General features: G+C 46.7%; 18 protein-coding genes. 12 read left to right on the top strand and 6 right to left on the bottom strand.

Features of this window, described 5'->3' with window-relative positions; genetic code table 11:
• Position 1 precedes the first annotated feature (1 nt).
• From FDP09_RS02155 to FDP09_RS02120, 8 genes are all read left to right on the top strand, one after another.
• Positions 2–685, top strand: coding sequence for a DUF3823 domain-containing protein (locus FDP09_RS02155; RefSeq protein ID WP_137401084.1), 684 nt, complete (start codon positions 2–4; stop codon positions 683–685).
• Positions 686–768: 83 nt separating this feature from the next.
• Positions 769–1,752, top strand: a complete 984-nt coding sequence (locus FDP09_RS02150) for an arabinan endo-1,5-alpha-L-arabinosidase (RefSeq protein WP_137401083.1) — start codon at positions 769–771, stop codon at positions 1,750–1,752.
• Positions 1,753–3,234 (top strand): arabinan endo-1,5-alpha-L-arabinosidase, encoded by a 1,482-nt coding sequence (locus tag FDP09_RS02145; protein ID WP_137401082.1) that lies wholly within the window; start codon positions 1,753–1,755, stop codon positions 3,232–3,234. It abuts the gene before it with no gap.
• Between the two features lie 23 nt (positions 3,235–3,257).
• Positions 3,258–5,600, top strand: coding sequence for a glycoside hydrolase family 127 protein (locus FDP09_RS02140; protein WP_229683297.1), 2,343 nt, complete (start codon positions 3,258–3,260; stop codon positions 5,598–5,600).
• Positions 5,601–5,712: 112 nt separating this feature from the next.
• Complete coding sequence (locus tag FDP09_RS02135; protein WP_137401080.1) at positions 5,713–7,644, top strand: glycoside hydrolase family 97 protein; 1,932 nt, start codon at positions 5,713–5,715, stop codon at positions 7,642–7,644.
• 46 nt (positions 7,645–7,690) lie between these two features.
• Positions 7,691–9,238 carry an alpha-N-arabinofuranosidase gene (locus FDP09_RS02130; protein WP_137401079.1) on the top strand — a complete coding sequence of 516 codons (1,548 nt, stop codon included), beginning with the start codon at positions 7,691–7,693 and terminating at the stop codon, positions 9,236–9,238.
• 133 nt (positions 9,239–9,371) lie between these two features.
• Positions 9,372–11,060 carry a ribulokinase gene (locus FDP09_RS02125; RefSeq protein ID WP_137401078.1) on the top strand — a complete coding sequence of 563 codons (1,689 nt, stop codon included), beginning with the start codon at positions 9,372–9,374 and terminating at the stop codon, positions 11,058–11,060.
• A gap of 487 nt (positions 11,061–11,547) precedes the next feature.
• A complete protein-coding gene (locus FDP09_RS02120) occupies positions 11,548–11,859 on the top strand; it encodes a hypothetical protein (RefSeq protein WP_137401077.1) in 312 nt (103 codons plus the stop codon).
• Between the two features lie 213 nt (positions 11,860–12,072).
• On the opposite strand, the gene FDP09_RS02115 is transcribed toward FDP09_RS02120, so the two are convergent.
• The 5 genes from FDP09_RS02115 to FDP09_RS02095 form a co-directional block, all read right to left on the bottom strand.
• A complete protein-coding gene (locus FDP09_RS02115) occupies positions 12,073–12,789 on the bottom strand; it encodes a VIT1/CCC1 transporter family protein (RefSeq protein ID WP_137401076.1) in 717 nt (238 codons plus the stop codon).
• 55 nt (positions 12,790–12,844) lie between these two features.
• Positions 12,845–13,741 carry a mechanosensitive ion channel family protein gene (locus FDP09_RS02110; RefSeq protein ID WP_137401075.1) on the bottom strand — a complete coding sequence of 299 codons (897 nt, stop codon included), beginning with the start codon at positions 13,739–13,741 and terminating at the stop codon, positions 12,845–12,847.
• A gap of 60 nt (positions 13,742–13,801) precedes the next feature.
• Entirely contained in the window at positions 13,802–14,590 is a 789-nt protein-coding gene (locus FDP09_RS02105) for a TRADD-N-associated membrane domain-containing protein (protein ID WP_137401074.1), read from the bottom strand.
• A gap of 285 nt (positions 14,591–14,875) precedes the next feature.
• Positions 14,876–16,126, bottom strand: a complete 1,251-nt coding sequence (locus tag FDP09_RS02100; protein WP_137401073.1) for a DEAD/DEAH box helicase — start codon at positions 16,124–16,126, stop codon at positions 14,876–14,878.
• 174 nt (positions 16,127–16,300) lie between these two features.
• On the bottom strand, positions 16,301–17,350 hold the full coding sequence (locus FDP09_RS02095; protein WP_137401072.1) for a LacI family DNA-binding transcriptional regulator: 1,050 nt from the start codon (positions 17,348–17,350) through the stop codon (positions 16,301–16,303).
• Between the two features lie 152 nt (positions 17,351–17,502).
• Here FDP09_RS02095 and FDP09_RS02090 point away from each other — a divergent pair, with 152 nt between their 5' ends.
• The 4 genes from FDP09_RS02090 to FDP09_RS02075 all read left to right on the top strand — a co-directional run bounded on the left by FDP09_RS02090 (position 17,503) and on the right by FDP09_RS02075 (position 22,547).
• Entirely contained in the window at positions 17,503–18,537 is a 1,035-nt protein-coding gene (locus tag FDP09_RS02090) for an aldo/keto reductase (protein WP_137401071.1), read from the top strand.
• A 98-nt stretch (positions 18,538–18,635) separates the two neighbouring features.
• Positions 18,636–19,931: an L-fucose:H+ symporter permease gene (fucP, locus tag FDP09_RS02085; RefSeq protein ID WP_137401070.1), complete on the top strand. Its 1,296-nt coding sequence runs from the start codon at positions 18,636–18,638 to the stop codon at positions 19,929–19,931.
• Between the two features lie 410 nt (positions 19,932–20,341).
• A complete protein-coding gene (locus FDP09_RS02080) occupies positions 20,342–21,355 on the top strand; it encodes a zinc-binding alcohol dehydrogenase family protein (protein WP_137401069.1) in 1,014 nt (337 codons plus the stop codon).
• 94 nt (positions 21,356–21,449) lie between these two features.
• Positions 21,450–22,547: a sialidase family protein gene (locus tag FDP09_RS02075; protein WP_137401068.1), complete on the top strand. Its 1,098-nt coding sequence runs from the start codon at positions 21,450–21,452 to the stop codon at positions 22,545–22,547.
• An 82-nt stretch (positions 22,548–22,629) separates the two neighbouring features.
• Here FDP09_RS02075 and FDP09_RS02070 read toward each other — a convergent pair whose 3' ends face one another.
• Positions 22,630–22,914 (bottom strand): hypothetical protein, encoded by a 285-nt coding sequence (locus FDP09_RS02070; protein WP_137401067.1) that lies wholly within the window; start codon positions 22,912–22,914, stop codon positions 22,630–22,632.
• Positions 22,915–23,158 lie beyond the last annotated feature (244 nt).

Raw genomic sequence — 23,158 nt, 5'->3', positions numbered from 1 at the left:
TATGAAACTAAATATCATTCAATCGTGCCTTTTGCTGGTGCTGGGTTTTATGGTGGCCAGCTGCGAGTACGATAATTTTGAAGAGCCAAAATCCACCTTGACCGGTAGGATTGTGTATGAAGGGGAGCCGCTTGGGGTAAGAAACCAAGGGGTCCAACTGGAACTTTGGCAGCATGGCTATGACCTGTTCCAAAAGATTCCCGTTTATGTTTCGCAGGACGGAACCTTTTCTGCCAAATTATTTGACGGTGATTACAAGCTCACTTTGATCCGCGGCAATGGTCCGTGGATGGATCAGACGGATTCCTTGGACATTGCATTGAATGGCTCCCAAGAGATCAACGTTGAAGTGGATCCTTATTTCACGCTCAATGAGCCTAGCTATGAGATCGTCAATGATACTATTGTCAGGGCAAGCTTTACGGTGAATCAGATTAATGCTGCCAGTACCTTGGAATTTACGGACGTGTATATGGGGAGAACCTCCCTCACGGACATCGTACGAAATGAAGGACTAGGAAGGTTCTTTGACGGACAGGTGACCCCGGGGACGCCTGCTACCGTGGACGTGACCGTTCCCAATCACTTAAGAGGCAGAAGTGACTTATTCGTTAGGGTAGGTGTAAAAACACTTGGTGTGGAAGAGTTGCTTTATTCCCAAGTGGACAACGTGTCCATCAATTAAGTCACCACTATTAACGCCTATTTAACTGCAGAATATTCAGCCATCTGAAGGGGTGGCTGAATTTCTCATTTATGAGAATAGCCATGAAAAAAACACAGATTACCCTATTACTGATATTGACATGCATTTTTTCAGGAATGGCTCAGACCATTTCGGTGCATGATCCTGTGATGATCAAGGAAAATGACACCTATTACCTGTTTTGTACGGGTAGGGGAATTGCGGTTTGGTCTTCTCCAGACATGGAAAACTGGGAGCGGGAAGCACCGGTTTTTGCAGATGCACCTACTTGGGCAAAAGAGGTTGTTCCAGAGTTTAGGAACCACATTTGGGCACCGGATATATTTTTTCATAACGGCCAGTATTACCTCTATTATTCCATCTCCGCTTTTGCTAAAAACACGTCTGCCATTGGCGTAGCCACCACTAAGACACTCGATTCTACCTCCCCTGATTTTGGTTGGACCGACCACGGTATCGTCATAGAAAGTGTCCCCGGCAGGGATATGTGGAATGCCATTGATCCGAATATCATTACTGACGAGGAGGGAACTCCGTGGATGTCTTTCGGCTCTTTTTGGGGTGGATTGAAGTTGGTAAAGCTGTCAGACGATATGCTGTCAGTAAAGAATGGTCCGGAAGACTGGTTTACTTTGGTGAGAAGGAAGCGGAGCTTTGAACTGGACGAACGTGATCCCGGCGATGCCGCCGTGGAAGCGCCCTTTATCTTTAAGAAAAAAGATTATTATTACCTTTTCGTGTCGTTTGACCTTTGCTGCAGGGGAGAGCGAAGTACTTACAAAATGATGGTAGGGAGGTCTAAGCACCTTAATGGCCCTTACCTTGACCGAGAAGGCAATAGCATGTACAATGGTGGAGGAACCTTGGTGCTCGAGGGCAATGAAAACTGGTATGGCGTAGGTCATAATTCCACCTATACTTTTGAGGGGCAGGATTATCTCATCTTTCATGGCTATGATGCACATGAAAATGGTAGGCCAAGACTGTTTGTCATAGAGATTACCTGGGACGAGGAGGGCTGGCCACAGGTAAGTATTGACAAATAAATGAACATTTCCATACCATATCGAGCAGTATGCCCGCTAATGGTGTTTGCTATGGGGATAGTGGCAGCATGCTCCGTGGATCCTGAAGAGCCGAGTCATCTAGATGAGCAAGGGGAGGATGAGGCCTTCCAGCTGACCGATATCATGGATACCTATGGTGCCATTTCCTCTTTTGGCAATAGTGCCCAGTGGGGACCCTATAATGTCCATGATCCTTCTATTGTAAAAGTGGGGGAGTGGTTTTACAGCTATAGCACCGATGTCGCTTACGGTCATCCCCTGCTTAAGGTAGGCGTACAAGTTCGCAAGTCAAAAGACTTGGTGCAATGGCAGTTTGTGGGATGGGCGTTTGATGGATTGCCGCCACAAGCGACTGGTTACATTACTGCCCATGGCGGGGAGCCTTTCGAAAACACCTGGGCACCGTATATTTTGGAGACCGATGACGAGTTTAGGTTATATTACTCCCTGTCATCAGGGATCCATAAACTCAGTGCCATTGGTTTATTGACCTCGGATACGCCGGAGGGGCCTTGGCAGCAAGCAGGCCTTGCGGTCACTTCCGATACGGACATCCCCATGACCAATGCCATCGACCCATCCGTTATCGTGGATGAGGATGGCAGACATTGGATGTATTATGGCTCGGCATACGATGGTATTTATGTGCTGGAACTGGATCCGGTCACAGGGTTGGCGAAAACACCAGATGACAAAGGAAAGCGGATAGCCCAAAGAGGCTATACCAATGGGATCATCAATGGTAATATCGAAGGGCCTGAAGTGATTTTTAACGCAGCCACAGGGTATTATTACCTTTTTTTATCCTATGACTGGCTGGAAAGCAAGTATAATGTCCGGGTGGGCAGATCCAAAAATCCTGAAGGTCCATTTTTGGATTTCTACGGAAATGACATGAACAGTGAAGAAGATAACGGACCAATGATCGTAGCCCCTTATCGCTTTGAGGGGCATGCCGGATGGCAAGGGACGGCGCACAATGCAGCCTTTGAAGAGGATGGACGTTTTTTTATTGCCCATCAGGGCAGGCCTGTGGTGGATAGGTTTTATATGATCATGCATGTCAGGGAACTCTTCTGGACGCATGAAGGCTGGCCTGTGGCCTCCCCACAGCGCTTTGCGGGGATAGAGGCACAGGAAATAGACCGCGATGCACTTATTGGAGGATGGGAGCAAATTGTTTTGGGATACCAGGTGGTCCCTGGCTTTGCCGCTGAACAGACAGATCCCAATTTGCAAACGTCCTACCAAATTCATCTCCATGCAGACGGAACCATTGACGGGGAGCCAAACAATATATGGTCCTATGAGGCTCCTTGGCTTATATTGAACTATGGAAATGGTATATTTATAGACAAGGTAAGGGTGCATACCGGTTATGATTGGGAAAACCACCAAGAAACCTTGCTTTTCACGGGATTAAATAACGAAGGAACTGCCATTTGGGGCAAGAAAAAATAAAGGTATTAGCGATGTACAAACACATGAAAAAAATCATTTCCGGTCTTTTGGTACTTGGGGGGAGCCAACTGGCCATGGCCCAACAGCCACAGGTAGAGCTTTTTGGACTCGATCAAGTGACCTTGTCTCCGAGCCCGTTTTTTGATGCCCAGCAAGTGGATATGACCTATATGAAGGCTATGGATGTGGATCGATTGCTGGCCCCATATATGTTAGAGGCGGGATTGGACTGGCCTGCGGAGCGCTATCCAAATTGGGAAAACACCGGCTTGGACGGACACATCGGTGGGCATTACCTCTCTGCCTTGGCGATGATGTATGCCAGTACCGGTGATGAGGAAATGAAGCAAAGGATGGATTATATGGTAGAGCAGCTGGCGATTGCCCAAGAAAAAAATGGAAATGGCTACGTAGGTGGGATCCCCGGTGGCATGGCCATGTGGGAAGAAATTGGCCAGGGGAAAATTGATGCTGGCGGTTTTTCCCTTAATCAAAAGTGGGTACCACTTTACAACATCCACAAGATATACGCAGGTTTAAGGGATGCTTATTGGATAGGTAAAAACGAGCAAGCGAAGACCATGCTTATAGACCTGACTGACTGGTTTTATGAATTGACCAAAGGCTTTTCCGGTGAGCAGTTCCAGCAAATGCTCATCAGTGAGCATGGGGGGCTGAATGAAGTGTTTGCGGATGTGGCAGCCATTACCGGGGAGGATAAATATTTGGAATTGGCGAAAAAGATGTCCCATGAATTGGTGCTTGATCCGTTAGAGCGGCAGGAGGACCAGCTTACCGGCATGCATGCCAACACCCAAATCCCAAAAGTAATCGGTTTTCAGCGGATTGCCCAAGAGGCCAACCTGACCGAATGGCAGGATGCGGCTGATTTTTTCTGGCATACTGTGGTCGAAAACCGCTCAGTAGCCATTGGCGGCAACAGCGTCCGGGAGCACTTTCACCCAGTGGATGATTTCAGCCCGATGGTTTCATCCAACCAAGGCCCCGAAACCTGCAATACCTACAACATGCTCCGGCTGAGCGAGCAGCTCTTTATGTCTAATCCACAAGCGGAATATGTGGATTTTTTCGAAAGGGGATTGTATAACCATATCCTTTCCAGTCAGCATCCAGAGAAGGGGGGCTTCGTGTATTTTACCCCGATGCGGCCCGAGCATTACAGGGTGTATTCCCAGCCGCAGTTGGGCTTTTGGTGCTGTGTGGGATCTGGATTGGAAAACCATGCGAAATACGGGGAGTTTATTTATGCCCATTCGGACGAGGCGCTGTACATCAATCTTTTTATTCCGTCGGAGTTGCATTGGGATGAAAAGGGGATGGTGCTGAAGCAGCACAATGATTTTCCTGAAGAGCAGGGAAGTACGTTTACTTTTGACCTGAAAAAGTCACAGAAAATGGCCGTCAAGTTGCGCTATCCATCATGGGTTGAAAAAGGAGCTTTGGCGGTATCGGTAAACGATCGTCCCATAGAAGTGGAGGCAGCGCCTTCTTCCTATGTGACCATCGACAGGAAGTGGAAAGATGGTGATCGGCTGGAAGTAAAACTCCCCATGAATATGCAATGGGAGCAACTGCCTGACGGGTCGGATTGGGGGGCATTTGTGTATGGTCCGATTGTCTTGGCAGCTACGGAAGGGACGGACAATATGCCTGGCCTTTTTGCAGATGACAGCAGAATGGGGCATGTGGCAGCAGGGAAGATGATACCACTGGCAGAGACGCCTGTTTTGGTCTCAGAGGGGACTCGTCCGGAGGATTTGGCGTTACCTTCTTCCAGTCCCATGCAGTTTGAATTGGCATCTGTAGATGCTGATGAAAATGCCTATACCCTTAGGCCATTTTATCAGGTGCATGATGTGCGGTATCAGGTTTACTGGCCCATCAGTAACCCCGATAATGTGACCGCTACGAGGAGTGCTATTGGTGAAAAAGATGAGCTAATGTTGGCATTGGAGCGGGCGACGGTAGATCAAGTGGCCACTGGTGAGCAGCAGCCTGAATCTGATCATTTCTTCAAAGGAGAGCACACCCTTTCGGGCAATACAGAAGGATATTTCTGGAGAAGCACAACGGATTGGTTTAGCTATGAACTGAAAAATAATGATCGTCAGGGCAAAAAGCTGAGAATGGTTTTTCCTGCTAAGGTGAATGGAAACACATTTGATATCTTGATCAATGGTGAGGTATTCCAAGAAGTCAGGTTAGAAACCAAAGAGGGATCCAGTCAGGAAATCGATTATCCGCTGCCAGCATCATTGCAGAAGGAGGAGCACTTAGTGTTGGAGTTTAGGGCAAAGAACGGCCAACCAACTGAGCGGATTTATTATGTACGCATCATGAAGTAAAAAGCTGGAGACGACTTACCGAGAATGTTAAAGAAATTTTAATTAAAGGTGTTAAATCCCTTAAAATTGAAATTAAACCCACTATAACTTCAATACTTAATACTCATTACTCATGACGAAAACAACCTTAATTGTATGCCTGATCCTTAGCTGTTGGGCATGTTCACAGTCCCAAGAAGACATGACCTTGTCTTCACCTGATGGCCAGTTGATGCTTGATGTGAAGGTGGAAGAAGAAAAGGTTCGTTACCAGCTTAATCGCAATGAAAAGGAAGTCCTAGAATGGTCCCAGCTTGGTTTGGTGATGGACCAAGCAGATTTATTTGAAGGAATGACCTTGGAGGCAGTGACGGCAGTGGCGGCAGTAAATGATCAATACACCCTTGTGCACGGCAAAAAAAAGGAAGTCACCTATCAGGGAAATGAAAAGCAATACCAGTTTTCCAATGCAGAAGGTAAAAAGCTAACCATCATTTTCAGATTATCCAATGATGGCTTGGCCTTTCAGTACCAGCTTGATGGGGAAGGCGATGAAGTATATACAATTGAGGCGGAAAAAACGACCTTTAACTTTCCTGAAACCGCCAAAGCCTGGATGCAGCCCATCGCCGAGGTGAATACCGGTTGGGAAAGCAGTAATCCTTCCTATGAAGAGGAGTACCAAATGGGTGTCTCCGTAGGCACAGCTTCTCCGATCCCTTCGGGCTGGGTCTATCCGGCACTTTTTCTGAGCAATGATACCTGGGTGCTGGTTTCGGAAGCTGGCTTGGGCGACGATTATTGTGCCACGAGGCTGGATGCGGAGTCTCCGGGAGGAGAATATGCGGTGGCCTTCCCAAGTGATGAAGAAGCGTTTCCCGGAGGCCCTGCTAAGCCGACTGGTCGTTTGCCGTGGAAATCGCCCTGGAGGATTCTTGCAGTGGGTGACCTGGGCACGGTCGTAGAATCGACTTTGGGCACTGACTTGGCAAAACCCCAAATTGATATGCCCACTGATTTTGTAGTGCCTGGCCAAGCAGCTTGGAGCTGGGCGCTGGGAAAAGACGAATCCATTACCTACGATATCCAGAAGTCCCATATTGACTTTGCTGCTAAGATGGATTACGAGCATTGCCTGATTGATGTGAATTGGGATACGACCATCGGCTATGACAAGATAGCGGAACTGGTGACCTATGCTGCTGAAAAGGGCGTCAAAGTACACCTTTGGTACAACTCCGCCGGAAGCTGGAACACGACCCCTTATCACCCCCGAAACATGCTGGTGGAGGATGAGGACAGGATGAGTGAATTTAAGCGGATAAAAGCAATGGGTGTGGCCGGTGTGAAAATTGATTTTTTTGGCGGTGACGGCCAATCCATGATTGGGTATTACCATGCGATATTGAAAGATGCTGCTGAAGTGGGGCTGATGGTGAATTTTCACGGTACCACCTTACCGAGAGGCTGGCAGCGGACTTACCCTCATTTGATGACAATGGAGTCAGTGAAGGGGTTTGAGATGATCACCTTCGAGCAGGCGTTTGCGGATCGGGTGCCGGCGCACTGTGCAGTGCTGCCGTTTACGCGGAATGTGTTTGACCCGATGGACTTTACCCCGATGTCTTTGGATGAGATCCCTAATATCGATCGAAGGACCAGTAAGGCTTTTGAGCTGGCCCTGACCGTGGTGTATGAATCAGGAATTCAGCATTTGGCCGAATCCCCTGAGGGTACCGCGAAACAGCAGCAAGAAATTATCCATTACCTTCAGCAATTGCCAAAAACCTGGGAAAACACCAAGTTTATCGATGGATATCCTGGAGAATTTGCGGTATTGGCCAGAAAGGGTGAAGGGAAATGGTATGTGGCAGGTATCAACGGGTCGGAACAAAGCAAGTCCGTTCAGCTGACATTGCCGTTTTCCGATGCTTCCGGCCGGTGGTTATTGATCACAGATTCTGCGGACAAATCACGCTTTGAGATAGATGAAGTGGCTGTAAGTGAGTTGGATAGCGTAAATTTATCTGCAAATACGGGCTTTGTGCTTTTCCAATTAAAATAAAAAATGTAATTTAGACACTTAATAACAAATAAACCTAATTAAAATCATGAAGAAAACCTTACTTGGCGGCCTTATGATGGCAGTAGCGATGCTGTCTGGATTTACTACCATGGCCCAAAATAAGCTGGTCATTAATGCAGATCAGGGAAAGACCCAAATTAGCCGACATATCTATGGACATTTTAGTGAGCACCTAGGCCGTTGTATCTACGGAGGTATCTGGGTAGGTCCGGATTCAGAAATTGAAAATATCAATGGCTACAGGACAGATGTTTTTGAAGCGTTGAAAGCCTTGGACATTCCTAACCTGAGGTGGCCAGGAGGCTGTTTTGCGGATGAATATCACTGGACGGATGGTATCGGTCCACGAAGCGAGCGCCCCAAGATGATCAACACCCACTGGGGTGGGGTGACCGAAGACAATTCTTTTGGGACACACGAGTTTTTTGGATTCGTGGAAATGCTGGACACCGAACCGTACATTACCGGAAATGTAGGCAGTGGCTCGGTAGAAGAAATGTCCAAGTGGGTAGAATATATCAATTTTGACGGCGTAAGCCCGATGGCCGATCTTCGTAAGAAAAACGGTAGAGAGGAGCCTTGGCAGATCAAATACTGGGGAGTAGGAAATGAAAGCTGGGGTTGTGGAGGAAATATGACACCGGAATATTACGCCAATGAGTACCGCAGATATGCCACCTTTGCACGAGATTATCCTGGAGCAAAACTCTATAAAATTGCCGGTGGTGCCAATTCTACCGATTACAATTGGACTGAAGTGTTGATGCAAAAGATACCGCTTCACATGATGGATGCGATGTCCCTGCACTATTACACGATTCCCGGTAACTGGCGCGACAAAGGTTCTTCTACCGACTTTGACAAGGAAGAGTACTTGACTACTTTGCAGAAAGCTGCCTTTATGGATCAGTTGCTGACCAACCATGAAACCAGAATGGACAAGTACGACCCCAACAAGCGTGTAAAGCTGATCGTGGACGAATGGGGTACTTGGTATGACGTAGAGCCAAATACCAATCCTGGCTTCTTATACCAGCAAAATACCCTGAGGGATGCTTTTGTTGCTGCGATCACCCTGAACATCTTTAACCAGCATGCCGACCGCGTTCATATGGCCAATCTGGCACAAACGGTAAATGTGCTTCAGGCATTGATCCTTACTGAAGATGAAAAAATGTTGCTAACGCCAACATATCACGTGTTTGACCTGTACAAGCCACACATGGACGCGACCTTATTGCCTTCCTACTTGACTTCAGATAAGGTAAAAGCGGGAGATACGGAGATGGATGCATTGAACGTGTCTTCGTCCCTTTCTGATGATGGAACGGTCAACATCAGTATTGCCAATGTGGATCCTGAAAATGCCATTGACCTAGAGGTCTTCCTTCACGGTACAGATGCCAAGGAAGTTACGGGACGTTACCTGACAGCCCCAGCGCTGAACAGTCACAATTCCTTTGACGATAATGATGTGGTGAGCATTGAAGCCTTTGATGATTTCAAATGGAACAAAGATGTGCTTGATGTAAAAGTACCAGCAAAGTCCGTGATAGTTCTGCGCGTAAAGTAAGGTAAATTTGTAGTAGTGGGACTTGGGATATGAGTGTTGCGTCTTGATTGACCAAATCAGCAGGCTGTCATTTGTAAACTGCCTCATTACTGCACAACACGCTAACGAATAAAGAACAATCAATAACTGGAAAATGAACGATAAATTTGTCATTGGCTTGGATTATGGCTCTGATTCTGTCAGGGCCGTAATCGTCAATACGAGCAATGGGGAAGTTAAAGGCAGCCATGTCTTTTGGTATCCCCGATGGAAAGCAGGTAAATACTGTGATCCAGTAAGCAATCAATTTAGGCAGCATCCATTGGATCATTTGGAAGGATTGGAAGAGACGATCCGTGAAGTGATCAAGGAGTCTGGAGTGCCTGCAGAGCAGATCAAGGGAATCTGTGTGGACACGACAGGGTCTTCTCCCATGGCAGTGGACCAGCAAGGCAAGCCATTGGCATTGTCACCGGAATTTGCTGAAAACCCAAATGCCATGATGGTGCTCTGGAAAGACCACACTGCGATCAAAGAAGCTGATGAAATCAATGAATTGGCCAGGACTTGGGGGGGTGAAGATTACACCAAATACGAGGGAGGTATTTATTCTTCCGAATGGTTTTGGGCAAAAATCCTCCATGTCATCCGTGAGGATGAAGCGGTTGCTCAAGCGGCCTTTTCGTGGATGGAGCATTGTGATGTGATCACTGCCGAGCTGATCGGGGCGGACAACCCACTGGATTTTAAACGCAGCCGATGTGCGGCAGGCCATAAGGCACTGTGGCACGAGAGTTGGGATGGCCTTCCCCCAAAGGAATTCCTTTCCAAATTGGACCCAAGGCTTGCCGATTTACGGGACAGGTTATATACCGAGACCTTTACCTCAGATTTGCCAGCGGGCAAGTTAAGTGCTAAATGGGCTGAAAAATTAGGCCTCAGTACGGATACGGTTATCGCCGTAGGAACTTTTGATGCCCATGCCGGAGCGGTAGGGGGAGAAGTGGCCGAAAACACCTTGGTGAAGGTGATGGGGACATCTACCTGTGACATTATGGTGGCGACACATGAAGCAATTGGAGACAATTTGGTAAAGGGAATTTGTGGTCAAGTGGATGGTTCTGTCATTCCAGGAACAGTAGGCTTGGAAGCTGGCCAATCTGGTTTTGGCGATGTGTTGGCTTGGTTTAAGCACCTGGTGGTCAAGCCGACCGCGGCACTGATCCGTGCGAGCAAAGAACTGGACGATGCCAAGAAAGAAGCCCTGATCAATGAAATCGACAGCCAACTGCTGATCAAATTATCTGAAGAGGCTTTGCAGATTCCGCTTTCAGAAACTTCCCCTGTCGCACTGGATTGGATAAATGGCAGACGGACGCCAGACGCCAATCAGGCACTAAAAGGTGCTGTGATGGGCTTGAATATGGGCACGGATGCTGCCCGGGTTTTTAAGGCGCTAGTAGAGTCCATCTGCTTTGGATCCAAAAAGATCGTGGACCGCTTCAGGGAAGAAGGTGTAGCCATTGATGGTGTGATTGGCATGGGGGGAGTCGCCAAGAAGTCCAAGTTGGTCATGCAGACCATGGCAGACGTGCTGAACATGCCGATCAAAATCGCCACTTCTGACCAAGCACCTGCTTTGGGGGCGGCGATGTATGCCTCCGTTGCAGCGGGCATTCATCCGACCACCGAAGCGGCCATTGCAGCCATGACGAATGGATTTGACAAAGTCTATGAGCCAATTCCGGAAAATGTGGAGGTTTATAAGGCTTTATATGCTAAATATGCTGAGTTTGGCGCCTTCGTGGAAAGGCAAACATCTCCGGTTTTAGCAGATCAATAAGATTTTACCACTAACAGCCAGTGGCCCTCTTGGGGTCCTTTGTCATTAGCAAAGGACGCTTTGAGGGCTTTTTGATGCTTTAACCCGCTTTCAATGCTGTTTAGTTAGTGTGTATCTGGAAAATATGGGTTCTATATTTTTTCCTTGGACAGTTATTTTTCTAGCTAAATCCCTAGGTGGTTTTCATCCCTTTACCTTTGTTACTTTTTTGCTTCAGGACACACAAAGTAACCAAAAAAAACCGCCGCTACGCCACGGCGCACAGGTGTGCATCTATTGGACTAAAATTAAAGCCTACCCCCCATGCAGGCAAACTCCTCCTGTCTAAAGCCAAGCGGGGCCCATTTAAAGCCAGGTAAACCTTCTTTAGCCGCCAACATTCTTTTTGGTCAGCCTTTCGTCAAACAAGCCTGCCTTTTTGCCCCCCGCTTTTTAATTTCTTAACGTCCAATACCTGCAAGGCGAATTCAGTTAATAAGTCCCAAAAATGTATCGCTTCCTTATTACGGCCCTTGGTATGCCTGTTTTCCAGCCGATGGCGGAGGCCGTTAAGAAAGTGAGTTGGCTCGCGTCGTGGAACAGCGAGACCCACTCATTTTTAGGCCGTAGCCATCGGGTGGAAATTAAAATGGGCGACGGATCCCGGTCGCAGGGTAAATCCATGTTCCATTTTAAAAGGCATACCACCGGCCTAGATTTTTTTCTTTCTTTTTTCATCAATGGAAAAAAGGAAAAGGATAAAACCCACCAGGAAGATCAGGTTTCCCCAGCCAAAGTCAATCAAAAAAAGGGCTTTTAGGTATATGAAAAGAAGGAAATCCCCTTAACTAAACGGCATTGAACCCGCATTATGCACCAGCCTATCTATTGCGACCTGAAACTACTTCAAAATCAGTTGCTTCGCCGCTGTTTTCGATTTCACCATCCGCCGCGGCGGATGATTCAATCTCCAAACAGCCTGATTTTCTTGTAGTTTCAGTTCTCATAACGATTCCTAATGCATAAAGCGGGTTTAAGATGTGAGCAATTGCTCCAATACATCACCCACATAATAGGCTACTACCGCTGCGAAAGCACCCAGCAGCAGGGTTTCCAGGGCGCCTTTCCATATTTTGGTTTCCGTGACATACGTCTTTAAGATCCCAATGATGATAAACCCCAATCCCGTGAGTATAGAAGTGGTCAGGAAGATATTGCCACTAATCGGATAAAAATAGTCCCAGACATAGGTCATGAGTGGAATTAAGCCAATGGATATGAAGGAGAGGTAGGTGAAGAGACCGATGAGCAGGGGCTTCTTCTTGTCCTTGATCATTTCCAGTTCCTCTTTCATCATCACGTCTACCCAACGATCCCGATCACTGATGATGGTTTGCACCACCTGCTCCAATAAGGCACCTTCAAATCCCTTGGCCCGATAGATGGTCCTGATTTCCTCTTCTTCCTCGTGGGGAAGATGCTTGATTTCCCAATACTCACGATTCTGATGTTTGTAAAAATTGTCCTTTTCGGATTTTGCAGATAAGTAGGCACCTATGGACATGGAGAAGCCATCGGCCAATAAATTGGCAAAGCCCAAAATAATAATGATCGAAGCATCCAGCCCGGCTCCCACAGATCCCGCGACTACCGCAAAAGTGGTGACACAGCCATCAATGCCGCCATATACAAATTCACCAATGTATTTTTCAAATTTCCCTAACGGTAGCCCCTTAAAAAGTTTATTCATAATGCTTTTCTTTTTGTCCAAGCGGTGACTTGACATCACGCATGATGGGGTTTTCTCATTGGCCATTAGGCGATTGCAATTTCACTGGAAGGTTCTTTTGGCTGCTGTAGAGTTTCAATTCCACAATATCACTTGGCATGGAGAAATCATTTGACGCCAAGGCTTCTTTGACTTGCTTAATGACCTGTCCTTTGACCATTACCGCTTCCCGTCTGAATTCATAAGTGTCCACCCAAAAGAAAACTTTGAGGTTTACTGTGCTCGTGGCCAATTGGTCCTCGGCAACATAGTTTTCATGGATGCTGTCCTGGATCACGTCTGGGTGACTGTTTACCGTTTCCAGTATGACATTTTTTGCCTGTTCGACATCGTCTTCATAGGCAATGCCCACGATAAAGTCCCAGCGGAAAAAACCGTCTTCAGTATAGTTTATCACCGGTTTTTTGAGGACATCACTATTGGGGATATAAACATCTTTTCCGTCAAAAGTCTTTAGTTTGGTGTACCTAAACTCCAAGGATTTTATTTTGCCAAACAGATCACCCACTTCTATCGTATCGTTGACATTGAAAGGGCGATTAAAGGCCAAGATAATCCCACTGATAAAATTCTCTCCGATATCCTTAAATGCAAAACCGATGATGATGGCTGAGGCACCAATAGAGCTCAACAAAAAGGTGGTGATATTCCCTAGTCCGGCAATGTTCATGGCGTAGATGATAGCCAATAGCGACAGGCAGATTTTTACCGTATTGCCGAGAAATTTACTCATGAGCGGATCGCTGGATCGTTTCCTGATTCTCGACCGGGTAGCCTCTCCGATCCTCCTGGCGATGATATAGCCAATAGTAATGATTAGGATTCCAAGAATGATGCTGGGGATGCTTTCAAGAAAATTTCGCCAAGATTCCTGAAGCGAGTTGATGATGGTTTGAAGGTCGCCGTGTTCCATAGTGATATACGCTTACCTACAAAATACCGATTATTTTTTACATAGGGATTATGCTTCTTGTTAATTAGGTGTTTTTTCCGACGGTATGGCAGGCTTTGCACTGTCTATTTCTTTTTGTAGGAGAAAATCAATGATCTTTGCTTTCATATTAATGGCCTTTTGCTCGTCCTTGATGGATTCACTTAGATTGATGGCGAGCATGGTATTCTGCTTGATAATAAGCTGCTCGTAAAAACGGTTGAGCTGGGAAAGGCTTTTCTTGTACATCACAAAGTAAGCACCACCGATAAACTGGACGATAATTCCTGATATTGAGCTGATCGCCGCGAGGGTGATGTTGTTGCTGCCCACATAAAAAAACATGATTCCAGCAATCAACACCGCAAGCCCGAGAATGATCGCGAGCAGGCTAAAGGTGAAACTATGGCGTGCTTGATTGGTGTTGATGGTGTAGTATTCTTCCAGCTTGTTAAGGCTGAGCCGGATGGAGTCAAAGACATCTATATGATTTTTACCTTTTATTTCGCCTTCTATCGCCCTTCGTTCCAACTGGAGGGAGTGCAATTCTTCCCTATTCTTTTTGCCTGATTTTGCCAGTTGCATGTAAAATATTCCGCCGGGAATCATCAATAGGATAAAACCGAGGATTTTATAAAGTGTGGTGAGGTTGTTTCCTTCAATTGCCTCAATAATGTATTTCGACAACAACCAAGCCCCTAGTATTAATACCAAGATCATTACTAGGCCAATGACCATATTGGTACGGTCTTGTTTGTTGTTGTTTTTCGTACTGAAAAAGGAGCGCTTTGGCTCTTCTTGGGGTGGAGTCTGGGTTTCTGAAATGGCCATTTTGGTTAGTGCTAAATGAAAAGTAAGCTCGTGTGATAACATTTCCTTTTATAAGGACCATAACGCATCCCGTGATCGGGTACAGGTAGAATAATAGTGGTTGGGTGGTGCGTGCGAATAAATTCTAACAGAATTTACTTATTATTTTCGGTAAATGAAAAGATGAGGATTAAAAGTTGCCACTGAAACCGGTTTGAGATTGCTCAGGGATTATGAAAAAATACCATCTACCAGTAAACTAGTAGCTAGCTACCGATAGATGGTAAGGAAGCTTCGGGAAAATATTTACCTTCTGCCAGCGCCTCCACGGTTCTTTTTGCGGTTGGCAAAAAACTCCTGTTTGCGCCGTTGTTTCTCCTTGTTGAATTCCTTTTTCTCTTGAGCCGTCATGGGCTTGTCGGTTTGAGGAAAGGGGTGGTCGCTGATGACCGTGATTTTTTTATTGGCCAGTTTTTCGATGGCCTTGACATCTGCATTTTCCTCCGGCTCACAAAGGGAGATAGCCGTGCCTTCCTCGCCAGCTCTTCCTGATCGGCCAATCCGGTGGATATACGTTTCGGGTGTGTCAGGAATGTCAAAATTGATGACATATTTTAATTTATCGATGTCTATCCCCCTTGCGGCAATGTCCGTAGCTACCAAGACGCGTAATTTATTGTCCTTAAAATCACTCAGGACACGTTGGCGTTGGTTTTGGGCTTTGTCACCGTGGATGGCTGCTGCTTTGATGTGTTTTTTCTTGAGATCCCGAACGATCCTGTCCGCACCGTGTTTGGTACGAGAAAACAACAGCACCTGATCCATGCCCTCTTTTTCCAGAATATGGATCAAAAGGGACTTTTTGCTGCTTTTATTGGTGTAGTAGATGTACTGCTGAATGGTCTCTGCTGTGGAAGAAACCGGCGTTACCTCTACTTTTTGGGGATTATCCAGGATCTCCTTGGACAGTTGGAGGATATTGTCCGGCATGGTGGCCGAGAAGAATAGGGACTGGCGCTTCCTGGGAAGGATTTTCAGGAGCTTTTTGATATCATTGATAAAGCCCATGTCGAGCATACGATCTGCTTCATCCAGGACGAAAAGGTCGATTGCCTTGAGGCTGATATGCCCTTGGTCGATCAGGTCCAGCAATCGCCCTGGAGTAGCCACGAGAATATGCACACCCCTTTTCAGCTGGGCCACTTGGGCACCCTGCTTGACACCACCAAAAATCACCGTATGGCGCACGTTGGTGTACTTGGCATATTCTTCGATGTTTTCACCGATCTGAATGGCAAGCTCCCGGGTAGGAGTGACGATCAGCGAGCGGATCTTTGCCCAAGGTTCATTGGCATAAGGAGCTTCATGAATATGCTGGATGATGGGGATGGCAAAAGCAGCCGTTTTTCCGGTGCCGGTCTGGGCACATCCCAAGACATCCCTGTTTTGGAGAATATGGGGAATAGCCTGTGCCTGGATAGAAGTGGGTTCGTCATAGCCCTTGTCTTCTAAGGCGTTTAATATTGGAGGAATGATCCTCAGGTCTTTAAATTTCATGTTGTGATGTTAAGGAATATCGCCGGGTAGGTTAACGATCGAGTGCCAGATACGGGCGCAAAAGATTGGTTTTTTGCAGCTTTTATCAACAAAATCTCCGGGCATGGATGGTCAATACATTTAGCATTTCCGGCCGGTTGCACTCTGCCGGATGTAACTTGGTGAACAAAGGTACTAAAAAAAGCCCAAAGACCATGTTCCTTCTTTTTTCATTCTCACGGAGGATGCACGGATGTGCAATGCGGTATTCAGCACGATCTTTTTTTGGATCGCTTTTTCCTCTTCGATTTGCTCCAAAATCAGTTTGGCGGCATTTCTGCCGATCTCGTGTGTGGGGTGGGCGACGGAGGTGAGGTTGGGCTCCACTACGGTGGCATGAAATTCATCGGAAAAGCCGGCCAGCAGAATGTCATGAGGGATCTTAAGGTCAGTGCCCTTAATGGCTTTCATGGTGGCGAAAATAACCGTATCATTTACCCCAAGGATCGCATCGGGCCGATGGGGGAGTTGAAGGAGCTTTTGGATCGCTTTTTCAGTAGAAAGCGGCGATAGATCGGTATGGACCAGGTATTTTTTTTCAAATGGCAAACCTACTTCCTTCAAGCCTTTAAGGTAGCCCTCAGCTCTCTCCTCCACTATATTCAGGTGCTTTGGACCGGTGATATGGGCGATCCTTCTGGCGCCATTTTCAAAAAAGTGTGTCGTGATGTCACGCGCCATGGAGACATTGTCCACTACCACGGTGGACACTTCTTTTTCAAGACAAACCCGGTCAAAGAATACCAAGGGCACGTCATGGTCAAGTACTTTTTTGAAGTGGTCTGTTTGGTTGCTGTTTTGTGCCAGACAGACGATCAGGCCATCGATTCTGAGGTTTAGCAGGTTATGGACACATTCGATTTCTTTTTCAAGTGACTCCTTAGAGGAAGAAATAACAATATAATAGCCAGCCTGCTGGAGTTCATCTTCGATTCCGGAAATAATGGAAGAGAAGAAATAGGTCACCAAGTCGGGTACGATGACACCGATCACACGGGTCTGCTGTCGGAGTAGTCCCATTGCAAGTGGGTTTGGAATATAACTCCACTTTTGGGCGAGGGCTTTTACCTTTTTGGTAAGGCCTTTGTCGATGTCCGGATGATCCTTTAATGCCCTGCTGACCGTGGAAATGGAAATACCCAGTTCACTGGCCATATCTTTTAGCGTAACCCTTTTTTTCTTCATGTGATAAAAAAAAGTAAATTTATTTTAACCTGCAAAGGTTACCGCAAACCTTTGCAGGTAATGATGTGTCCAGACTGGTGTAAAAAGATGTTTTTTAGTTTATTATTATGGCTATCTTGGGGTGTTTTTCCCAAAATGACAAAGGAATAAATATGAAGTTAAGACCTTTAGGCAACACCGGGATCAAAGTCCCATCAATTGTTTTTGGCACCAGTGCATTGGGCAATCTCTTCACCGCACTGGATCCAAAGGTAAAACAAGCTATTGTAGAGGAAAGTATTCGTCACACCCGTCCCCAGACATTTTTCGATTCAGCTGGAAAATACGGTGCCGGCCTGGCGCTGGAGGCGCTAGGGGATGCCCTAAAAGCCCTTGAAGTACCCAAAGACCAAGTGGTCGTCAGTAATAAGCTGGGTTGGGTAAGGAGTCCCCTACTGGGCAAGGAGCCTCAGTTTGAGAAAGGCGTTTGGCGTGATCTCAAGCACGATGCAGTACAGAAAATCAGTTATGAGGGAATGCTGGAGTGCTTCGAAGAAGGAAATGAGCTGCTTCAGGGTTATTCCACCCAATTGGCATCAGTGCATGACCCTGATGAATACCTGGCGAAAGCAACCAACGAGGCAGAGGAAGCGGCACTTTTTGAAGATGTGTTGGATGCTTATCGTGCCTTGGAAGACCTCAAGAAAAAGGGATTGGTAAAGGGAATTGGCGTGGGAGCCAAAGATTGGAAGATCATTCCGCGTATTTATGAACATATCCAACTGGACTGGGTGATGTTTGCCAATAGCATGACGCTATTTTCCCACCCCAAAGACCTGCTCTCTTTTATGCAAAAGCTTAGCGACGACGGAGTGGGGATTTTAAATTCTGCTGTGTTCCAATCTGGTTTTTTGGTGGGTGGTGATTATTTTGACTACCAATTGATCAAACCTGATACCCCTGAGAACAAGGCCCGTTTTGAATGGAGAGACCAATTCTTTGCATTGTGCAAGGAGTTTGACATATCACCTGCCCACGCATGTGTGCAGTTTGGCCTGTCCGCCCCCGGAGTGGCCTGTGTCGCATTAAGTACTTCAGAGCCTTCCAAGGTGAAAAGAAATGTCACCGCTACTGAAGAAAGCTTGCCTGGAGGATTCTGGGCAGAAATGCACAACAGAGGGCTGTTGCATGCACATAGCCCCCTGTGATCATGGGAGATTGCATTTCCAAAACGGCACTAAAAAGACCAGAGGCTTTCAAGCCAACAACTCTATAACCAACTTACGAATAACCAAATAACCGATACATGAATAATCCTTCCAAGACGGCCCTAGTATCGAAAGCGACGCTGTGGCCATTCATACTCCTTACCAGCCTTTTCTTGCTTTGGGGACTGGCCAATAACATGACCGATACCTTGCTGGCGGCATTCAAGAAGATCCTCAGCATGACCGATACCCAGACCAGCTTTATTCAATTGGCCTTTTACGGCGCTTATTTTTGCTTGGCATTGCCAGCGGCGATTTATATCAAAAAATATACCTATAAGTCTGGCGTGTTGCTGGGCTTGGGGCTATTTGCGGTAGGTGGGCTGTTGTTTTATCCTGCCAGTATTACCATGTCCTATGGATTTTTCCTTTTTGCACTGTATGTGTTGGCAGGAGGACTTTCCATTTTGGAGACATCCGCCAATCCATACATCATGGTGATGGGGCCAGAAGCCTCCGCCACCAGACGGTTAAACCTCGCCCAATCCTTCAATCCGGTAGGGTCCATCATCGGTGTGGTGCTGAGTAAGTTTTTCATTCTGTCCAAGCTGAATGTGGCCGAGGCGGATGAGCGAAGTAAAATGACCGTTGAGCAACTCCAGCAGGTACGGCAGGCTGAACTGGATGCAGTGATGAGTACTTATGTCGGCGTGGCACTTTTCTTAGTGGTCATGTGGGTGCTGATCAAAAAAACAAAGATGCCCACCGCCTCAGAGGGTGGTTTACAGGATTCTTTGGGCAATGGCCTAAAGCGTCTCCTCGGAAATAAGAATTACGTTTTTGGTGTCTTGGCCCAGTTTTTTTATGTGGGAGCCCAGATCGGGATATGGTCATATACCATCAGGTATGTCATGATGGAATTGGACCTGAACGAAAGTGATGCCTCCAATTATTACTTGGCGGCAATTGTGCTCTTTACAGTAAGCAGGTTTGTATTTACGGCATTGATGAAATTTGTCCGACCTAGTATGCTGATGGCCCTGTCAGCAATGGGGGCTATCGGGTTGACGATGGTCGTCATATTTGGCAATGGTATGGTAGGGTCTATTGCCCTTGTGTGTATTTCTGGCTGTATGTCCTTGATGTTCCCGACCATTTATGGCCTTGCAGCAGAAGGCCTCGGTGATGATACCAAGCTGGGCGGATCTGGGTTGATCATGGCCATTTTGGGTGGTGCTGTATTCCCATTTATCCAAGGATTGGTTTCTGATGGACTGGACAGTATTCACCTTTCTTTCTTTGTCCCTGCAGCTTGTTATTTGGTAGTGGTAGCCTATGGGCTTTACCATTATAAACACAAGAAAGAGATTCCTGCAATGGCCTCGGAAGATTGATAGAAAACTTTTGGCAAAGAAATTAAATGATTATTTGGACCTATAAAAGTTGACTACGGACCATACGGTTTAACCCGTTTTAATCTGACTTTAGCGGAGGAACATATTTAAGGTGCAGGTGATAGCCTGTACCTTAAATAGCACTGCAAATGGCTTAAAGTTCCATAGGAAGGGCAGTTATAATTGTTGATGGAGACCTTCCTTCGGAGGTGTTAGCCTTGGTTGAGCAGCTACTATGGAATTGCCCAATCCCAAAAGCCTGAAAGGGCAGGATGGAAAACAGTAATTAGTTAATGACATTTGGTCGTGATCAAAAGGTATTACAGACTGGGACATTCAATTTATAAACTGCATATTGATGTCCTTCCAATATCTAAATTATCCAAGAACCAAACATCCATAACCAACATATGAAAATACTAACCTGTACAGCACCAGGAAATTTTGAATATAGCGAAGGAGAAAAACCTTCATTGACGTCAGGAAGAGCGATTATAAAGATCAAGCGCATTGGGATATGCGGAACAGATCTGCATGCATATGAAGGCACGCAGCCCTTTTTTAGTTATCCACGGGTACTGGGCCATGAACTGTCCGGTGAGCTGGTGGAGGCAGATGGAGCGGAAGGATTCAATCCAGGGGATCTGGTGACCATCATTCCGTATTTTAACTGCGGCACATGTGTGGCTTGCAAAGCAGGTAAGCCAAATTGCTGTGCCACGATCAGTGTCTTTGGCGTGCATGAAGATGGAGGGATGAAAGAATTTATCTCGGTGCCTTCCTCATCTTTGGTCAAGCAGGATGGCCTGAGTTTAGAGCAGCTAGCCCTTGCCGAGCCATTGGCGATCGGTGCACACGGGGTGAGAAGAGCAGGGGTGCAGCCAGGAGAATTTGTAGTGGTGATGGGCGCTGGCCCGATCGGTCTTGGCGTGATGGAGTTTGCCCGGATTGCCGGAGGAAAGGTAATCGCTATGGATATTAACGAGGACCGCTTGGCCTTCTGCCGCGAAACACTTGGTATCGAGCACACGGTCAATGCCACAGGCGATTATAAAGCAGCAATTGAAAAAATTACAGGCGGAAGTTTTGCCGAATCCGTCATCGATGCCACGGGCAGTTCGATTGCTATTCACAATGGCTTTGGACTGATGGCGCATGGTGGAAGGTATGTGTTGGTAGGTTTGCAAAAAGGGCCAATAGAGTTTAGCCATCCAGAATTTCACAAGCGGGAGTCCACACTCATGAGCAGCAGAAACGCTACTCGTGAGGATTTTGATACCGTGCTGAAAGCCCTGAAAGACCAAAAAGTAAAAGCAGCCTCCTACATTACCCACGAGGTGGCCTTTGACCAGGTGAAAGCTGATTTTGCCTCTTGGCTGGATCCTGCCAACAAGGTGATCAAGGCAATGGTAAGCCTGCCGTAATAGCGTACAAGTAGCTGGTGTCAAGTATCAAGATCAAAGAGCCAAGAATCAAGATGCTGGTTCTTGCGCTAAAAAGGTAAGCGACTGGTGTTTTATGGGAAAGTTTGTTTTCTTTGTTTCCATGACATTAAAGCTATTTGATACCAGATTCCGAATACTAGGGGCAGCTGTGGTGTTCGGAATGTTTTTGATCTTTGTTCTTCCGTCTTTTGGGCAAGGTCATGTAAAGGTGATTAGGGAAGGATTTATTTTTGACGAAGCTCCATTTCGGGAGTGCCATGCTTCTACTTTGGTAGAGCTGAAAGACGGCAGCATCATGACAGCTTGGTTTGGTGGAGAATACGAGCGACATCCCCAAGTGGGGATATGGACAGCTACCAAAACCCAAAATGGCTGGAGTACGCCTAGGAAAGTGGCCGATGGGCGAGTTAATGATACACTGAGCTATCCTACCTGGAACCCCGTTCTTTTTAGGATGACACCTGATTCGCTGGTGCTTTTCTATAAAAAAGGCCCATCACCCCAAGGATGGTGGGGAATGTACAAAGTCAGTTTGGATGAGGGGAAAACATGGTCTTCTGCCCAGAAATTACCAGAAGCGATCCTAGGTCCTATCAAAAACAAACCGGTAACGCTTAGTAATGGAGTGGTACTGGCTCCATCCAGTGTGGAAGATGAGAAGGGCTGGCGGGCACATATAGAGATTACCAAGGATAGTGGGATGACATGGCGAAAAGTACCCATTGACCCGAATGGCGAATATGACGTGATCCAGCCCAGTATCTTACAGCATCAGGATGGGAGGCTACAGGTGCTTTGCCGGAGCAAACAAAACCATATCATCACGGCTTGGTCTGAGGATAAAGGTGAAAGCTGGAGCCAGCTGGAAGCAACAAGCGTACTGAATCCCAATAGTGGCACCGATGCCGTTACGCTCAAAGATGGAAGGCATTTGCTCGTCTATAATCCTGCGGTGAGTGGTGAGGATTGGTCTGATGGACGTAACCAACTTAGGTTGGCTATTTCTGCAGACGGGGTGAATTGGGAAGATCTCATGAGACTGGAAAATGAACCATCTGGTGAATTTAGCTATCCTGCCATCATCCAGACCACTGACGGGAAAGTGCATATCAGCTATACGTGGAAAAGAAAAAAGATAAAGTACGTGCTGTTAGATATAGAAAATAAGTAGTCGCCTGATCTCGGAAGCGACCTTTCTGCGCCAACATTAACCCCGTTTTCAATGCCGTTTAGTTAAGGGGATTTCCTTCTTTTCATATACCTAAAAGTCTTTTTTTGATTGACTTTGGCTGGGGAAACCTGATCATCCTGGTGGATTTTATCCTTTTCCTTTTTTCCATTGATGAAAAAAGAAAAAAATCCAGGCCGGTGGTCTGCCCTTTAAAATGGAACATGGATTTCCCCTGCGACGTGGATCCGTCGCCCATTTTAATTTCCAGCCGATGGCTACGGCCTAAAAATGAGTGGGTCTCGCTGTTCCACGACGCGAGCCAACTCCCTTTCTTAACGGCCTCCACCATCGGCTGGAAAACAGGCATACCAAGGGCCGTCAAAAGGAAGCGATACCTTTTTGGGACTTATTAACTGAATCCGCCTTGCAGGTATTGGGCGTTAAGAAATTAAAATGCGGGCGGGCAATAAGGCAGGCTTGTTTGACGAAAGGCTGACCAAAAAGAATGTTGGCGGCTAAAAAGAAGGGTTTGCCTGCATGGGGGGGAGGTTTTAATTTTAGCCCAATAGCTGCACACCTGTGCGCCGTGGCGTAGCGGCGGGGTTTTTTGG

Source organism: Echinicola rosea (genome assembly GCF_005281475.1).
Classification (GTDB): Bacteria; Bacteroidota; Bacteroidia; order Cytophagales; family Cyclobacteriaceae; genus Echinicola; species Echinicola rosea.
Note: the sequence above shows the minus strand (reverse complement) of the source record. Positions and strands in the feature narration are given on the sequence as shown.

Excerpts from the sequence above, each read along its gene's own strand:
- FDP09_RS02155 (WP_137401084.1), top strand. The coding sequence starts at position 2 with ATGAAACTAAATATCATTCAATCGTGCCTTTTGCTGGTGCTGGGTTTT.
- FDP09_RS02150 (WP_137401083.1), top strand. The coding sequence starts at position 769 with ATGAAAAAAACACAGATTACCCTATTACTGATATTGACATGCATTTTT.
- FDP09_RS02145 (WP_137401082.1), top strand. The coding sequence starts at position 1,753 with ATGAACATTTCCATACCATATCGAGCAGTATGCCCGCTAATGGTGTTT.
- FDP09_RS02140 (WP_229683297.1), top strand. The coding sequence starts at position 3,258 with ATGAAAAAAATCATTTCCGGTCTTTTGGTACTTGGGGGGAGCCAACTG.
- FDP09_RS02135 (WP_137401080.1), top strand. The coding sequence starts at position 5,713 with ATGACGAAAACAACCTTAATTGTATGCCTGATCCTTAGCTGTTGGGCA.
- FDP09_RS02130 (WP_137401079.1), top strand. The coding sequence starts at position 7,691 with ATGAAGAAAACCTTACTTGGCGGCCTTATGATGGCAGTAGCGATGCTG.
- FDP09_RS02125 (WP_137401078.1), top strand. The coding sequence starts at position 9,372 with ATGAACGATAAATTTGTCATTGGCTTGGATTATGGCTCTGATTCTGTC.
- FDP09_RS02120 (WP_137401077.1), top strand. The coding sequence starts at position 11,548 with ATGTATCGCTTCCTTATTACGGCCCTTGGTATGCCTGTTTTCCAGCCG.
- FDP09_RS02115 (WP_137401076.1), bottom strand. The coding sequence starts at position 12,789 with ATGAATAAACTTTTTAAGGGGCTACCGTTAGGGAAATTTGAAAAATAC.
- FDP09_RS02110 (WP_137401075.1), bottom strand. The coding sequence starts at position 13,741 with ATGGAACACGGCGACCTTCAAACCATCATCAACTCGCTTCAGGAATCT.
- FDP09_RS02105 (WP_137401074.1), bottom strand. The coding sequence starts at position 14,590 with ATGGCCATTTCAGAAACCCAGACTCCACCCCAAGAAGAGCCAAAGCGC.
- FDP09_RS02100 (WP_137401073.1), bottom strand. The coding sequence starts at position 16,126 with ATGAAATTTAAAGACCTGAGGATCATTCCTCCAATATTAAACGCCTTA.
- FDP09_RS02095 (WP_137401072.1), bottom strand. The coding sequence starts at position 17,350 with ATGAAGAAAAAAAGGGTTACGCTAAAAGATATGGCCAGTGAACTGGGT.
- FDP09_RS02090 (WP_137401071.1), top strand. The coding sequence starts at position 17,503 with ATGAAGTTAAGACCTTTAGGCAACACCGGGATCAAAGTCCCATCAATT.
- fucP (WP_137401070.1), top strand. The coding sequence starts at position 18,636 with ATGAATAATCCTTCCAAGACGGCCCTAGTATCGAAAGCGACGCTGTGG.
- FDP09_RS02080 (WP_137401069.1), top strand. The coding sequence starts at position 20,342 with ATGAAAATACTAACCTGTACAGCACCAGGAAATTTTGAATATAGCGAA.
- FDP09_RS02075 (WP_137401068.1), top strand. The coding sequence starts at position 21,450 with ATGGGAAAGTTTGTTTTCTTTGTTTCCATGACATTAAAGCTATTTGAT.
- FDP09_RS02070 (WP_137401067.1), bottom strand. The coding sequence starts at position 22,914 with ATGCCTGTTTTCCAGCCGATGGTGGAGGCCGTTAAGAAAGGGAGTTGG.